Source organism: Coleofasciculus sp. F4-SAH-05 (genome assembly GCF_040222985.1).
Taxonomy (GTDB): domain Bacteria; phylum Cyanobacteriota; class Cyanobacteriia; order Cyanobacteriales; family Coleofasciculaceae; genus Coleofasciculus; species Coleofasciculus chthonoplastes.
Window position 1 is genome coordinate 1 of sequence record NZ_JAVKBY010000139.1, and the last position, 15042, is coordinate 15042.

General features: G+C 46.2%; 11 protein-coding genes. 7 read left to right on the forward strand and 4 right to left on the reverse strand.

What is annotated here, in order from left to right; translation table 11 throughout:
- A partial coding sequence (locus tag RIG27_RS16720; protein WP_446346962.1) for an RNA-guided endonuclease InsQ/TnpB family protein occupies positions 1 to 450 on the reverse strand: 450 nt, incomplete at its 3' end.
- A gap of 103 nt (positions 451 to 553) precedes the next feature.
- On the opposite strand from RIG27_RS16720, the gene tnpA reads away from it, so the two are divergent.
- The 6 genes from tnpA (at position 554) to RIG27_RS16750 (ending at position 6398) form a co-directional block, all read left to right on the forward strand.
- Positions 554 to 970, forward strand: a complete 417-nt coding sequence (gene tnpA, locus RIG27_RS16725; RefSeq protein WP_446346964.1) for an IS200/IS605 family transposase — start codon at positions 554 to 556, stop codon at positions 968 to 970.
- A gap of 367 nt (positions 971 to 1337) precedes the next feature.
- Complete coding sequence (gene mgtE / locus RIG27_RS16730; RefSeq protein WP_446346966.1) at positions 1338 to 2738, forward strand: magnesium transporter; 1401 nt, start codon at positions 1338 to 1340, stop codon at positions 2736 to 2738.
- Between the two features lie 87 nt (positions 2739 to 2825).
- Positions 2826 to 4457, forward strand: a complete 1632-nt coding sequence (locus RIG27_RS16735) for a WD40 domain-containing protein (protein ID WP_446346968.1) — start codon at positions 2826 to 2828, stop codon at positions 4455 to 4457.
- A 229-nt stretch (positions 4458 to 4686) separates the two neighbouring features.
- Positions 4687 to 5268: a hypothetical protein gene (locus RIG27_RS16740; protein WP_446346970.1), complete on the forward strand. Its 582-nt coding sequence runs from the start codon at positions 4687 to 4689 to the stop codon at positions 5266 to 5268.
- A 318-nt stretch (positions 5269 to 5586) separates the two neighbouring features.
- Positions 5587 to 6252 carry a hypothetical protein gene (locus RIG27_RS16745; protein WP_446346972.1) on the forward strand — a complete coding sequence of 222 codons (666 nt, stop codon included), beginning with the start codon at positions 5587 to 5589 and terminating at the stop codon, positions 6250 to 6252.
- Positions 6253 to 6266: 14 nt separating this feature from the next.
- Entirely contained in the window at positions 6267 to 6398 is a 132-nt protein-coding gene (locus tag RIG27_RS16750) for a hypothetical protein (protein WP_446346974.1), read from the forward strand.
- Positions 6399 to 6645: 247 nt separating this feature from the next.
- On the opposite strand, the gene RIG27_RS16755 is transcribed toward RIG27_RS16750, so the two are convergent.
- Entirely contained in the window at positions 6646 to 12402 is a 5757-nt protein-coding gene (locus tag RIG27_RS16755; protein WP_446346976.1) for a GAF domain-containing protein, read from the reverse strand.
- A gap of 272 nt (positions 12403 to 12674) precedes the next feature.
- Complete coding sequence (locus tag RIG27_RS16760; protein ID WP_446347067.1) at positions 12675 to 13409, reverse strand: Uma2 family endonuclease; 735 nt, start codon at positions 13407 to 13409, stop codon at positions 12675 to 12677.
- Between RIG27_RS16760 and RIG27_RS16765 the strand changes: the two genes are divergently transcribed.
- Positions 13401 to 13652, forward strand: coding sequence for a hypothetical protein (locus RIG27_RS16765; protein ID WP_446346978.1), 252 nt, complete (start codon positions 13401 to 13403; stop codon positions 13650 to 13652). The two genes, RIG27_RS16760 and RIG27_RS16765, sit on opposite strands and share 9 nt — an antisense overlap.
- A 3-nt stretch (positions 13653 to 13655) precedes the next feature.
- Here the strand turns inward: RIG27_RS16765 and RIG27_RS16770 are convergent, their stop codons facing one another.
- On the reverse strand, positions 13656 to 15008 hold the full coding sequence (locus tag RIG27_RS16770) for a histidine phosphatase family protein (RefSeq protein WP_446346980.1): 1353 nt from the start codon (positions 15006 to 15008) through the stop codon (positions 13656 to 13658).
- Between the last annotated feature and the right edge of the window lie 34 nt (positions 15009 to 15042).

The window sequence follows — 15042 nt, forward strand, 5'->3', positions numbered from 1 at the left end:
TGTTTGGCGAGTCGGGTTGCACTGTACGGTAATTGACGCATACCACTTACCGTTCCTAAAAAAGATTGTGCAGGTTGTTGGAGTTCCCCAAGTTCTAGCTTGACCCCGCATTTGAATCTTTAAACCAAGGTCTCTCAGTTCCAAGTAACCGTTTTTACCATTAGACAAAACCTTCCAGCTTTGCTTATTGGGATATGTCCAGCCACTATACCGCCGCTTTGCTTTGAACCTGGGATACTTACCCAATCCCTTGAAAAATCGTTTATAGCTAAAATCAACCCGCTTTAATGTAGCTTGCAACGTCTGAGAACCTAATTCGGCATATTCAACCCAAACTTTTTTAAACTCAGGTAAGCAATTCTGTTGCTCAAAATAGTCAACAGAATGCCCAAAGCGTTTATACTGCGTCCTTCGGTTAGCAATTGCTGCATTGTAAAGGTCGCAGTGCATTTTTCTAGCCCAATGGAGTTGGTCACATTGGGTTTTGCTTGGGTAGAGCCTAAATGTGGTTCGACGTGTTAGCATACTTACAGTTTACCGTTCACTCGAACAAATGACAACTCAATACCGCAAAGGCGCTCACTGTGTTTACTCAATTCAGTTGCACACTTACTTCGTCACAGCTTACCGACGCAAAGTCTTGTCAGAAAAAATGATTGAGAAGTTTAAAGATGTAGCAGCTAACGTACTAATAAAAAACAAATCTTGGCTATTAGAGTGTGAGGGAGAACCTGACCATATTCACTTAATGATTGATTTACACCCCGCCAATAATATTTCGACTTTATTGGGTTCAATCAAATCGGCAACTAGCAGAGTTATTAGAAAGGAGTTTGAGTCTGAATTAAAGCCTTACTTTAAAAACTGGAAAAAAGGATTATGGGGGGATCAGCTTTATATTCGTTCGGCTGGAGGTGCGCCGCTCAAGGTTCTGGAAGAATACATTCAAGCGCACTCTAGAGGTAGTTGACAGTCTACGGGATATTGAAACCCGCAGACTGTCCGCTATCCTGCTCCGGAACCTACTTCGTTGAGGTTCCGGAGATAATCGCGATTTAGTTTTAATCTTCATATCTCATTTCATCGCGATCGCGTTGATCGCGTTTAGTTTTAGAGGGCAGTTTGCCGCGCATTCTTCATCCCTCAGTAAACACCTAGAGACCACTTGAAGTTAAACTGAAGACTTAAGAATCCGTGATCGACATCTCCGTCGGACATCGGCAGTGAGCGCTAGCTGAAGTGATTCATCAATGACCCTCGGATACTTCGAGGAGAACTCTCACCATTCAACTCTTGCAATCCGGCTCTAGCACAGTATAGAACTATCCAGGCTGATTATGTCTGAATTAAGAGAAAACAACATTCCCCTCCAGACGGGATCGCGCAGCGAGTTGCGAGAGTTAGTTCGGACTCAACTGCAAATGCTGTTGGAACAAGAAAATTTTCAGGGCGCTAAACAGGTATTAGTTCCTGTACAACCTGTGGACATCGCCGACGCGATCGAAGGATTGCCCGACGCCCTACAGGTTATCGCGTTCCGCTTACTCTCTAAAGCTGAGGCGATCGAAGTTTACGAGTATCTTGACTCTAGCGTCCAACAATCCTTGATCGAGGAATTTAAACGCCAAGAGGTACTTGACATCGTGGACAAAATGTCTCCCGATGATCGAGTGCGATTATTTGATGAATTGCCCGCCAAAGTTGTTCGCCGTTTACTGGCTCAACTGAGTCCCCAGGAACGCCAAGCCACCGCCCAACTCCTCGGTTATGAAGCCGATACCGCAGGGAGAATCATGACTCCGGAGTATATTTCCCTGAAAGAAAGTTTAACCTTGGGCGAAACCCTGGAACGGATTCGGAGTTTAGCCAGTACCACGGAGACGATTTATTACGTTTATGTCACCGATGCAGAACGACATCTGAGTGGAATCGTTTCATTGCGGGATTTGGTTGTGTCTCCACCGGAGCAAACTCTAGGTGAAGTAATGAGTCGTGATGCCGTTTGTGTTCACACGGATACCGATCAAGAAGACGTGGCGCGGTTAATCCAACGCTACGACTTTCTGGCTGTACCTGTGGTTGATCGAGAACATCGTTTAGTGGGGATTGTCACCGTTGATGATGTGATCGATATTTTAGAACGAGAAACCACTGAAGATATCTATGCCTTAGGGGGTGGGGTACAATCTGGGCGCGATAATTACTTTCAAACCAACTTAATAACTGTTGCCCGCAAACGAGTGGTTTGGTTATTTGTGTTGTTACTGACAAACAGTGTGACGGCTACTATTATTAACTCTCAAGCTGAACTCCTCCAGCAAGTCGTAGCGCTGGCGGCATTTATTCCTCTGTTGACGGGTACAGGGGGAAATGTGGGCGCTCAATCTTCAACGGTGGTGATTCGCGGTTTAAATACTGACGAAATTCGTGATATGGGTTCATTACAAGTCATCGGGCGCGAAGCGATGGCAGGAGCGCTACTGGGGACAATTTTAGGCTCAGTGGCAACGCTTTGGGCGTATCTGCTCAGAGATGATATCTTTGTTGCCGTTGCTGTGGGTATCAGTTTAGTCGCGATCGCGATTCTGGCATCGGTGGCGGGTTCGGCGTTACCGTTTCTGTTCCGTTCCCTGGGATTAGATCCGGCTTTGATGTCAGCCCCGTTTATTACGACGGTGGTTGATGTGTTGGGTGTGTTGATTTATTTTAATATTGCCCGAATGGTTCTTGGTCTTTAATTATTAGTCATTCGTCTTACGTCTTATGTTTTTTTTATAATTCATAGTTCAAAAGATAGAGATAAATCCTTATGACATGAACAGGGAATGCTAACTCACCGTCTGAAAATTGCTGAGTGTATCTTTGTTGCTGTCTCAATCATTGGCTGGGCTGTCGCGGCGGCGTCTGGTCAAATTATCTATGGGGCAGTTCCGTTGTCAATTACACTATTGCTGAATCTGATCAATCGCCTACGATTTGAGCAACAGAGCCGAAATCGGTTAACGGGAGCTATGGCTCAACTGCATCGCCAAGTGTCCCAAGAGAGTCAATCGTTATACCAACAGCAACTTAATCAGGCACTAGCCTCTCTACAAGCAAAACTCCCAGACTATCTGGCTGAAATTGAGAACCCGGCTTCTGAATTAGGAGCAATAAAAATTGCCCAACTTCAAGCTCGAATTGTTAGCGTGGAACAATCGCTGCGGAATGTTGTGGATTATCTCAATAGTGCCTCATTGCCCAACCACATCGAGCAACTCGAAGCCGCGATCGCACAAGTCACTGCCGATCTTGATAAACTACACTACCAAATTCCGATTGCGGCTGCTCCCGAACAACCCACCCATTGGCACACAGAGGCGGGGGGTGAACCATCCTTATTTCCTGTCGCATCCGAATCGGTTTCCCCTGTGAGGAGAGTTGGGGAAGTTGGGGAAGCTGGGGGAGTTGGGGAAGCTGGGGGAGCTGGGGGAGCTGGGGGAGCTGGGGGAGCTGGGGGAGCTGGGGGAGCTGGAGAAGAAGATATAAGAGCGTATCCGAGTGCTTTTGTCCCTGAACCAATCCTACCCAATTGGAACTTTAGATTAACCCTGAAAGGACATCAGGATTGGGTTAGCGCTTTGGCAATGAGCGCTGATGGTCAAATCCTGGTTAGTGGTAGTTTAGACAAAACCGTGAAGCTGTGGCACTTAGAGACGGCTGATCTGATTCACACATTTAGTGATCATCAACAGGGAGTCCTCTGTCTTAGCTTAAGCCCTGATGGTAAATGGCTGGCGAGTGGGGGATTTGATCAGACAATTAAGGTCTGGAATCTAGAGGCTGGAGAATTATGCCATACCTTAACAGGTCATAACGGTTCCGTGCGATCGCTGGTGATTATGCCAGATAACCAAACTCTGATCAGTGGTAGCTTTGATCAAACCATTAAGCTATGGCAATTGGATCAGGGAAAATTTGTGCAGGATTTAGTTCAAGAAGCCGGACGATTATCCGATCTCGCCTTAAGTCTAGATGGCAAAACCCTTGTCAGTGGTGGCGGAGATGGCATTATTGATTTATGGCATTTTCAGCCGTTTGATCTAGAATTCAGTCTCACCGACAATCTGAGTTCAATCAACTCTCTTGCCTTAAGTCCCGATGGGCGTCGGTTAGCCGCCGCCTGTACCGATGGTACTCTGAAGGTATGGCAACTCGATAGTGCTGAACTGATAGAACGTTGGCAATGTTCCTCTGCACCCGCCACGTCAATTATTTTTAGCGATAACGAGCAAAGTGCGATCGCGGCTCATGCAGACGGTACGATTAAGATCTGGTGGCTAGGCATAGATGAACCGTTGCTTGTCTTGGACAATAACGATGCTGGTTCTGTGGTATCTGTTGCTCTAAGTCCAGAGGGTCAGTGGTTAGCAGGAGGAAATCGAGATGGTACAGTTAAACTTTGGCAGCAGTTATAAGATTTGTAGAGACGTGCCATGCATCCGTGTCAACTTCAGGTAAAAAACCAATGCTGGCAAGGTTTTAAGCTGTGTCTATCTACTCCTTGACATTTTACCCCCTCATCCCCTAGCCCCTTCTCCCTCCCTGGGGAGAAGGGGAACCGGATTCTCTATTCCCTATTCCCTGACAAATGACAAATGACCAATGACCAATGACAAATGACCAATGACCAATGACAAATGACAAATGACAAATGACCAAAAAAACTGGCTTTTCATCGCTGAATCTGTTGCTATTGCCGCCTCATTTGTCGGGGCGATAGTAGCCGTGATATCTGGACAGATGATTTATGGATTAGCACCGTTATCTATATCTCTATTACTCAATCTAATTAACCGTCGTCGTGTTGTCCAACTGCTTCGGCGCAAAATTAACGATCGCACTCAAATTGATAACTTAAGCCGAGATATCCAAACCTTACGTGCAGATGTCGCTCAACTGAAGCAACCTAACTCGAATCAGATGTCTAGAGAAGAACTGTCTGCTGTTGTTTCTACCGTTGAGGCAATTAATGAGAAGCAAAAGGCATTACGAGGTTCTCTAGTCCCCCTACAATCAAAACTTGATGAATTGAATCAAAAATTCAGGCAGCGTCCCGAATTAGAACAGATTGAGACGTTAGCCGGGATTATCGTAGCTCTCAAACAAACCATCGATCAGCTTCCCCAACCTGATCGCACCGCCGCTTCTGTCAACCCAGAGCGAGTGGAACAATTAGAACGTGCGATCGCGCAAATCCAACAGGAACTATCACAACTTCAGCCGTAAGCTGTCATACCAAAGTTTAAATATAGGATAACCGATTATTTATGTATTATAGCCATTTCCTGATAATTAATAAATGGAGTCGCCAATTTTGGATTTCTGCTGCTTAGACCGGCAAGGTGTTTCACGTTTAGTTTTTAAACATTCAATCTTTCTTTCCGAATTTCCCCTTTTTTGTTGATGTAGTGTTTCGTGTTTCACATCGAATTACGTATTCTAGGTTATAAGACTGAAGCGAAGAGCGGAACACAATTTGCAACATTCGCGTCCATACTAACCACATCGAGCTGTTAATATCCAAAGAACACGCCTCTGATCATTGTGCCAATTGTACAACCTCGTGCCAAAGCCAAAAACACTATTCCCAGAAATTCCCAACGATGGAATCGCTCAGTTATGAATAAAAGACACCCTTCTCGCCTTACCACTATGTCACCTCTCTCCTTACTCTCCGACTCCCCGGTAAGTGTCTTGAGACTCTGGCGCTGGGGAACAGCACTTACCACCGCCGCATTTGCCAGTGGACTATTGATGACTCCCGCCGTTGACGCTCAATCCGCCGCACCGCAACCCATATTTGAGAACGTAAAACTGGGGCGACGATTTTCACCTGATCCGTTGATTATTCGGGGGATCAGTGGCGGTTCCGTTTCAACCCCAGATGTTTCGGGTCGTAGAGAAACACCAACTGGTTCTTGTATCGGATTTATTGATGAGCAGCCTGATCATATCCTAGAGTTAACGTCTTTTTTCAACTATCTCAGCTTACAAGTAGAAAGCCCGGAGGATACTACTCTATTGGTGAGGGGTCCTGGTGGAAGTTGGTGTAATGATGATGCTGACGGCAAAAATCCTGGAATTTCGGGTCAGTGGTTAGCGGGGGAATATAAAGTTTGGGTTGGCTCTTTTCAAGAAGATAAGTATCATCCCTACGTGATTCGGATTAGCGAAGTTCAACTGCTTAATCCAGGACCTTCTCGGCGTTGAAGGTGAGGGGTTGGGTGAGATGGAGAGCAGGGGGAGCAGGGGGAGCAGAGGTAGCTGGGGGGGCGGGGGAAGCCGGGGAAGCTGAGGAAGCCGAGGGAGTGTGTGTAGGGGCGGGTTTTACCATTAACATTGGGTTGTCACCCTGATATCCCTAAACCCGCCCCGTGAGAAGCGCAAGTCATCTTCAACAAATGACAAAGGACGTATCTTGCTTCTTTAGGACTTACGCAAAGCCTCTATGTGTAGGGTGTGTTAGCGTAGCGTAACGCACCTTTGCCACGATATGTGGTGTAGCTGCGTAAGTCCTGTTCTTTTCGGGCAGTTTGAGTAATTCTGAATTAAATTCCAGTGGTTTTAAAAGCTATGAAAGTTTATTGGGCTGTTATTATCACTTCATAAAATCTCTTTCAAATGCTGACGTTTGCTTTGTAACGCCACCTTTACCTGTTCATATTCCTGATCGATTTGTGTCAATAGACGACTGGTTAACGTCAGTGGATTATCGGTTTCATCTTCAATGTCTATCTTTTCTAACTGTTTACAAAGTTCAGAAAGGTTAATCGCACCAACCGTACCACTGGTAGATTTAAGACTGTGAGCCGCCTGTTGACAAGTGCTTAGCGTCTCAGGTGACAATGTATTCGTTTTCTGTGAATCCAGTGCTTGGTTCATCACCCCCAACAACTGAGCGCCTTCGTCCAAAAAGCTATCAATAACTTGGATTAATACCTGATCATCTTTGACCATATCGCACAATTGTTGAAAAGCTTGGGCATCAATGACATCATGGTCGTCTAAACCGTGATTATTGTCTTGTACCTGGCTTTTTTGTGCTTGGGTTTGGAGACTTTGTTCGCTGCCTGCTGTCTTCTGGAAACTCCGAGTCTCTTGTACCTTTTTTGGCACTCCCTGCAACGATCGCACCAGTTCCTCGACCCGAATTGGTTTACTGATATAATCGTTCATACCGGCTTGCAAACAGGTTTCGCGATCGCCTCGCATAGCATTAGCCGTCATCGCTATGATATAAGGACGGTTTTCCGGTGACCATTCCTGGCAAATGCGCTGAGTTGCTTTCAAACCATCCATTTCCGGCATTTGCACATCCATTAATACCACATCATAAGACTGGCGGTGCAATGCTTCGAGGACTTCTAACCCGTTAGCGGCGACATCCGCCCGATACCCCATACGGCTGAGGATATGTAGTCCCACTTGCTGGTTAACCACATTATCCTCCGCCAACAAAATCCGCAATGGTAGATTTGCACCCATATACGGATCAATCGTCGGTGAAATCTCACAGGTTGACCGCACTTTCACAGGTTGACCGATTAATACATCCATCAACACATTGTAGAGTTGAGACTGCTTAATCGGCTTAGTCAGAAACGCCGCAAACTTGGCTTCATCTAGTTGACCACTGTTTTCTGGCTTGCCGATTGAGGTTAACATAACCAAGGGAATCTCTTTGCCATTTGGCTGTTGGCGTATGTGTGAGGCAAGATTTACGCCATCCATTCCGGGCATGTGCATATCCAGAATCGCTAAGTCAAATGTCTCCCCTTGCCTTAACCAATCTAATGCCTCATTGCCCGACTCAGCCGCACGGGTCAGCACCCCCCACGATTGACCTTGTAGAGTTAAAATGCGGCGATTTGTAGCATTATCATCTACGATTAACATCCGCTTCCCTTCAATCTGAGGTTGCCGGAGATCCAAATTACTGAGATTATCAATTTGACAGACAGGGGCAACAATCGTGAAGAAAAAGATTGAACCCTTGCCCACTTCACTTTCTACCCAAATTCTCCCCCCCATCATTTCACTCAACCGCTTGGATATCACTAACCCTAATCCTGTACCCCCATAGTGGCGACTGGTGGAAGAATCGACTTGACTAAAGGCTTTAAATAACCGATCTAAGCGATCTGGAGGAATGCCAATCCCCGTATCTTTCACCGCAAACAAAATTTCATATTGTTGTTCTTTATTCGTCCTATGAGAAAGTTGCTCTAATGACTGAGGACTTACCCGCTTAGAGGACACCGAAACTGTCACTTCTCCCTGATGGGTAAATTTGAGGGCATTACTGAGCAAATTAACCAGGATTTGCCGCAGTCGGGTAATATCGCCGCGAATCGTGTTGGGGGTCTGAGGATCAAATAGATACGCCAGTTCTATGCCCTTTTCTGCGGCTTTTGGCGTTAGCAGATCCAGAGATTCTTCGATACAGGTTCGCAGATTAAAGGGTTGTTCCTCCAACTCCAGTTTGCCGGACTCAATTTTGGAGAAGTCGAGGATATCATTAATAATCGTCAGCAGGGCTTCGCCACTGTGGCGGATTGTTTCGGCAAATTCGGCTTGTTCCTGATCCAGTGGCGTATCCAACATCAGTCCCGTCATGCCAATCACTGCATTCATTGGCGTGCGAATTTCATGACTCATGATTGCCAGAAAGTCACTTTTGGCGCGGTTGGCAGCTTCAGCAACCTGTTTAGCTTTTTCTAAGGCTAAGTTTTGTTCGGCTAACTGTTGTCGTTGGTGCTTTTCTTGTTCCAGGAGTTCAGCTTGGGCAAGGGCAATTCCCACTTGATCGGCAACGGCTTCGAGTAATTCAATTTCATCATTACTCCATTGGCGAAACTGATCACACTGATGCAGACAAATCACCCCATTGGGTTTTTCCTTATAGGAGGTGCGAACGACTAACATGGATTTCAGGTTTACCTGGTCACACATTCCCGTGGCATTTTGTAACAAAGGATCGTTGTAAACATTGTTAGAGGCGATCGCGCGATCGGCGGCTAATACCTGTTGAATGTGCGGATTGTCAGCCACCGGAATCTGGACATTGAGGATAGAGGAGTAACCGGGTTCTAAATATTCGGCAACAAACGGGATTTTGGGTGTAGGTGAAGCGACGTAGGTGTGAATGACGGAACGGTTGACGCGAAAGGCTTGACCAATTTGAGTGGCGGTGGTTTGAAAAATTTGTTGGGCGTCTAAACTTTGACGAATGTCTTGGGTGATTTGTTTAAGCAGTAATGAACGCTGGAGTTGCTGTTGTAAGGCGGCTTCTGCTTGTCTGCGTTCGGTTAAATCCGCCTGGGCTTGTTGATACAGTTCCGATTGCTGTACCGCAATGGCAACTTGCGTGGCAAGTTGTACCAGCAACTCTGTTTCTTGAGGCTGCCAATGTCGGGGAAGATTACAATGGTGGGCAATCAGCAGTCCCCACAATTTTTGTCCCTGTATAATCGGTACGACTAAATTTGCCCTCACCTGTAAATTGGCAAGAAAGTTACGATAACAAGACTCTAGATTAGCCGTGTGGATATCCTCCAGGGTGTGGATATAACCCTTTTGGTAACGCACCGCCGACTTCTCGCCAAAGCAGGGATCAAAAATCGTGCGCCCCAATACCGATAACTCTTTCACGGCGACAGACTCTACTTCGACTACGCCACTCCAGTCGGGATTGAAGCGGTAAATTAACACCCGATCCGTTTGCAGGAAGTGACGCACTTCCGTTACCGTCGTATTCAGAATCTCGTTTAGGTGCAGCGATTGGCGAATGCGACGCGCGATCGCACTAATTAATCGTTCTCGTTCGGCTTGCTGTCGGAGGGCGGTTTCCGCCTGTTTGCGTTCCACCAGTTCAGTGGATAACTGCTGATACAATTCAGACTGCTGAATCGCGATCGCGACTTGGGTGGCTAGTTGCTGCAGCAGATCAATATCAACGGTTTGCCAATGGCGAGGATGATGACAATGGTGGGCAATCAGTAGCCCCCATAATTGGCTTCCCTGTAGAATTGGGACGACTAGGTTTGCCCTGACGTGAAGAGCGGCTAAAAAGTCTCGATAACAGGTGGCAATATCTGCCGTGTGAGTATCTTCCAGGGTATTAATATAACCCTGTTGATAACGTACCGCCGACTTCTCGCCAAAGCAGGGATCATAAATGGTTTGTCCCAACATGGATAACGTATCTGATTCCACTGACTCAACAGCCACCACACCACTCCAATCGGGATTGAAGCGATAAATTAACACCCGATCTGTTTGCAGGAAGTGCCGCACTTCCGTTACCGTCGTATTCAGAATCGTCTCCAAGTCTAACGACTGATGAATCCGCAACGCGATCGCTCGAATTAACCGTTCCCGTTCGGCTTGTTGCTGCGACGCGGTTTCTGAGTGCAAGCGTTCAGTCACATCTTGAATTAAGGCTAAGATATGAGTCTGATTCTCTGAGGTTTCAATTCTGGATGTGGAGATCGATAAAATACGGTGGCTGCCATCCGCCCGAACGATGTCCCATTCCTCAGCGACTAAATCCTCCCCCCGTTGCATTTGAGCAACTCGCTTAACGGCTTGGCTTCGTTGTTTCGGATCGGGATAGAATGTCTGATACCAGCCTCGACGGTTGATTTCATCAACGGTATAACCGGTAATCTCAACCATCTGCTGATTCCAAACTGTGAAGCCGATATAGGGATAGGTGTCAATACTATGGCAGACACACACGCCTTCTCCCATCCGTTCGATTAGTTGGGTTTTAAAGGAATACTCAGCTTGTAAAGTTGCCTCCGCTTGTTTGCGATCGGTAATATCGGTATGAGTCCCCACCATGCGGATCACTCGATCCGCAGCATCTTTTTTGTGAATTGCCCGAGACAAAATATAAACGGTTGATCCGTTTTTATGATGGAAGCGTTGGACGGCTTGGAAGCGAGAGACTTTACCACTGTTATAGTCTTCAATTAGTTTTAACGCCGCCACTCGATCTTCATCAAAAATGACCTTCTCCCAAGACGCCAATTCATTCGGTAATTCCCAATCGGCGTAACCCAGTATTTCTTTCCATCGGGAAGAGAAATAAATTTCCCCGGTAATCATATTCCAGTCCCAAAATCCATCTTGGGAGGCGCGAAGGATTAATTCCAACCGTTCGGTTGCAGTTTTGATGATATTGGCAACCTGAGGCGGATCAATTATTTGATCGTCTGGAGTTTCCACTAATGAAGAGGAGGGAAGACAACGGGATGCTGAGGTGGTTTCTGTCAACTCACTCAATTCCCTTTGCCAGTCTTTCCCGTTTAAAGTGGGAGTGTTGGCTATTTGCTGAATCAACTGCAAACGCTGATGACTCGTTCCCAGAGTTGTTTCAGCTTGGCTTAAGTCATTCAGAGTTTGCTGAAGTTGGTCGGCTTGTTGATTAATCGTTTGCTGTAATTGCTCAACTTGATTCAGCAGTGCTAGAGGATTCAACGCTTTAATGATGTTAGTGGCAGTAAAAATACCGATAAAGGATTCTGGAGATTGGTAGACGAATTGAGGAATTTGCCCGACTTGCCGCATCTGTTCGAGTCCCTGCTTTATGGAATCATCCGGATGGAGACTCAATAGCGGTTTTTTTATCACCATAGATACGGGTGTTTTTGACAAGTCGAGCCCAAAGACAGATAGTTGTAAACAGTAGATTAAATCATAATCTGTAATTAATCCTACCGGTAAAGACGATTTTCCCTGATTTGTATCGTTGGTTACGGTTTCCTGTATCAATACAGCACAAGTTTCCTGAGTCTTAATCAGCTGTCGGGCGAGTTCCAGAACAGAGGTCGTCAATGGGATTTTTAACCCAGAAATCGTCATTACCGTCGCCACCGATTGTGACTGGAGCAAATGCAGTTCCGGTAAACCTTGACAAATAGTATTTTCTGTGATTAAACCAATAAGTTTACCTGTCTCATCCAAAACTGGGAGATGATCAATCGAATAGCTCTCAAAAAGGGATAATGCAGTAAACAGATGACAGGAATTTGAGAAGGTCAAAGTAATCGGCGATCGCACCATCACATCAGCCACCTGAGTGTCCTGAAAATTCATCCCAGCCAGCATCAGTTTAATCAAGTCTCGTGTGGTGACTATCCCGATCAACGCCGAATTTTCGGTCACTAAAAGGCAGCAATGGGAACGTTTTGGTTCTCTGGCAATTTGCCCCGACTGGTACGCCGACAAGGATTGTCCTTGATTTAATAACGCGATCGCTTCAACTAGAGTTGCTTCAGCCTCAATCGTGAGGGGATGATAGTCAATAAAATGCTCTAAAGCAGGTAAGGTAATGGCGGTGATGTCAGGCTGCATAATAATTAGGTAGGGCGCAGGCTGTAGCTGGAACAAACAAACTCCAAGGCTGTAAAGTTTATGCTATATACTTTTTCTCTCTCCTCTTGATTAACTGTAGGACTATTTCCGTCACACTGCCCTAGAAGCAGATACCTATTCTTTATACTGCCAAACTTTGAAAAAATCCGCAGCCTCTTCTCCAGAGGTAAGAACTTATTTTTTCTTAACTTTGGTTATATCATGTCCGGTTGAATCCAGTTCTCCCATAGGCAAATCTCTCCAAATGTCCACTAAACCTCCAAATCCAAATCGGGTTCAACACCAAGCGATCGCAATTGTTCTACCAACCTCTCTACCCGTCGCCTTTCTCGTTCTGAGGGAGTCAAAATCCAGTTGCTTTGTGCATCATACCAACGTAACCAGGTGCGATCGCATTCCCCATAGAAACCCTGCCACAGTCCTAACCCTAGCTGAATATCGTTCATCCACACACGCGGTTCGCTCAAGTCTAACTCGGTGTAGCTACTACCCATTAACTGAAACGCTCTTAGCTGGTTCGTGCGACCATTAAACACGATATAATAGGGAACGCGCAAAATACGTTCATAGACTTCCCACTTTGTCGGCGGTTGATTTGCTTCCCGCAGCGTTTGTCCCAAGTCTTCTTTTTCAGTACCTGGTGAAATCAGTTCTACCACGACAAAGGGATTAACTTCTTCTTGCCACACCACATAGCTCATTCGTAAATCCCGTTGTTCGTAGAGTCTATCAACCCCCACCACTGCAAACCAGTCAGGACGTTTATACCAATTGGTTTGACGTGGATTGTAGTAAAGATTCAAATCGCTGGCAACAAAAATGCGATCAGTTGGGTAGTTGGGAGGGGATAAAGTATCTTCAAGGAAACGCGCTTGTAGGAGGTGATATTTGTCAGGCAAACCAGGTTCCTCTGGGTCTTCACTCTTGAGATCATACATTGTCGGCAAAACTTTTTTCGGGTCTTGAGGCGGGTTAGTTTGAAACATGATTTTTGTCATTGGTCATTGGTCATTGGTCATTGGTCATTCGTCATTCGTCATTCGTCATTCGTCATTCGTCATTCGTCATTCGTCATTTGTCATTTGTCATTTGTCAAGTCGGGGCGGGTTTATTTACATCTGGGTGTAACCGAAAAGATAGTAGTGAAACCCGCCCCTACACAATTTGCCTCATCTGACACACCGAGCGAAGTCGAGGTGTTCCCCCATCTCCCCCATCTCCCAGAGTAGGAGTTACAACGCCCCCGCCGCCGTTCGGTCAAAAATATCTCCAGAAAGGTGAGTGGTAATATTCATCGCCTGGACAGCAGGTAACTTCTCTAACCCTTGACCATATTCAATCACACTCACACCACCATTCCCTTGTTTAATACTCCAGAATGATTCTGAACTCAATCCCAAAACATGGCAAAGAATGACTTTATTAATCGCATCATGAGCAACAACTAAACCCGTCTTGAGTTCTGAATCAGCCATTCCAGCTTTGACCTGAATCATCCTATCCCAAGCGGCTGTAGCCCTCTCCCATACTTGGTTTAAATTTTCACCATTGGGCATTTGTACGGTAGCTGGGTCTACTTTCCATTGATGCAATAAATCGGCGTATTCTTGGTTAATTTCTGACTCTAACTTCCCTTCCCAACGTCCATGATTAATTTCGCGAAACTTGTCTTCCAGTTCTAGCGTAATACTACTGTGATACTGAAGAATCAATTCAGCCGTTTCCTTGGGACGTAACATCGGACTGGTCACCGCAAAATCAATCGGGATATCCTTAAGAAACTCAGCCACCTGCTGTCCCTGTTGACGTCCATTTTCATTTAACGGCACATCAATCCCACCTTGAAAGCGGGAGACACGATTCCACTCGGTTTCTCCGTGACGTACCAGCAGCAGACGCAACCCCCGATTACTGGGGCGAGGCGTCGGTAACGGTGTACCAACATGAGAGGTTTGATTGAGAGACTCTAATTGCACGGGTTCACCCCAACCGCCCGTAAAATTCAGAACATTAATGCAACAGTTGGATTGTAAGACGGACTGGTAACGGGCGGGAGAAATACCCAAAGCGCTACTCAGCAAACAGCGGTTAATACCATTGTGTGCCACGATTAAAATCGTGCCACCTGAGTGGCGGGGTAGAATCTCTTGCCAGAATTGCTGCGCTTGTTGATAAAGTGCCAAGACAGGAAAATGCTTCCGGGTTCCCTCCGGTGTAGAAATCTCCATATAGAAGTCCTCCGGGCGTTCTTTCCAGCACCGATAGTCCGCCGGGAATTTTGCCTGGGCGTCTGATTTCGCCAGTTTTTCCCACAAAGGCAAATCGATTTCCATCAGGTTTTCGGCTGGCTGGAGAGGGGGTGAGCCAGACAAATAGGGTAGAATGACCTCTGCGGTCTGCTTCGCTCGTTGGAGAGGAGAGCAATAGACAGCATCAAGGCTCAAGCTACTGAGGGCAGCACCCACCTTACGGGCATCATCAGCCCCTTTTTCTGTTAACACGGACTCATCACAGCGTCCTTGAATGAGTTGCTGGGCATTATAGCTGCTCTGACCGTGCCGTACAATAATGACGCGAGTAGTCAATCCTTTTGCTCCTATGTGACCAATTCTATAAATA

Coding starts and splice junctions, on each gene's coding strand:
- tnpA (WP_446346964.1), top strand. CDS start 554: ATGACAACTCAATACCGCAAAGGCGCTCACTGTGTTTACTCAATTCAG.
- mgtE (WP_446346966.1), top strand. CDS start 1,338: ATGTCTGAATTAAGAGAAAACAACATTCCCCTCCAGACGGGATCGCGC.
- RIG27_RS16735 (WP_446346968.1), top strand. CDS start 2,826: ATGCTAACTCACCGTCTGAAAATTGCTGAGTGTATCTTTGTTGCTGTC.
- RIG27_RS16740 (WP_446346970.1), top strand. CDS start 4,687: ATGACAAATGACCAAAAAAACTGGCTTTTCATCGCTGAATCTGTTGCT.
- RIG27_RS16755 (WP_446346976.1), bottom strand. CDS start 12,402: ATGCAGCCTGACATCACCGCCATTACCTTACCTGCTTTAGAGCATTTT.
- RIG27_RS16760 (WP_446347067.1), bottom strand. CDS start 13,409: ATGTTTCAAACTAACCCGCCTCAAGACCCGAAAAAAGTTTTGCCGACA.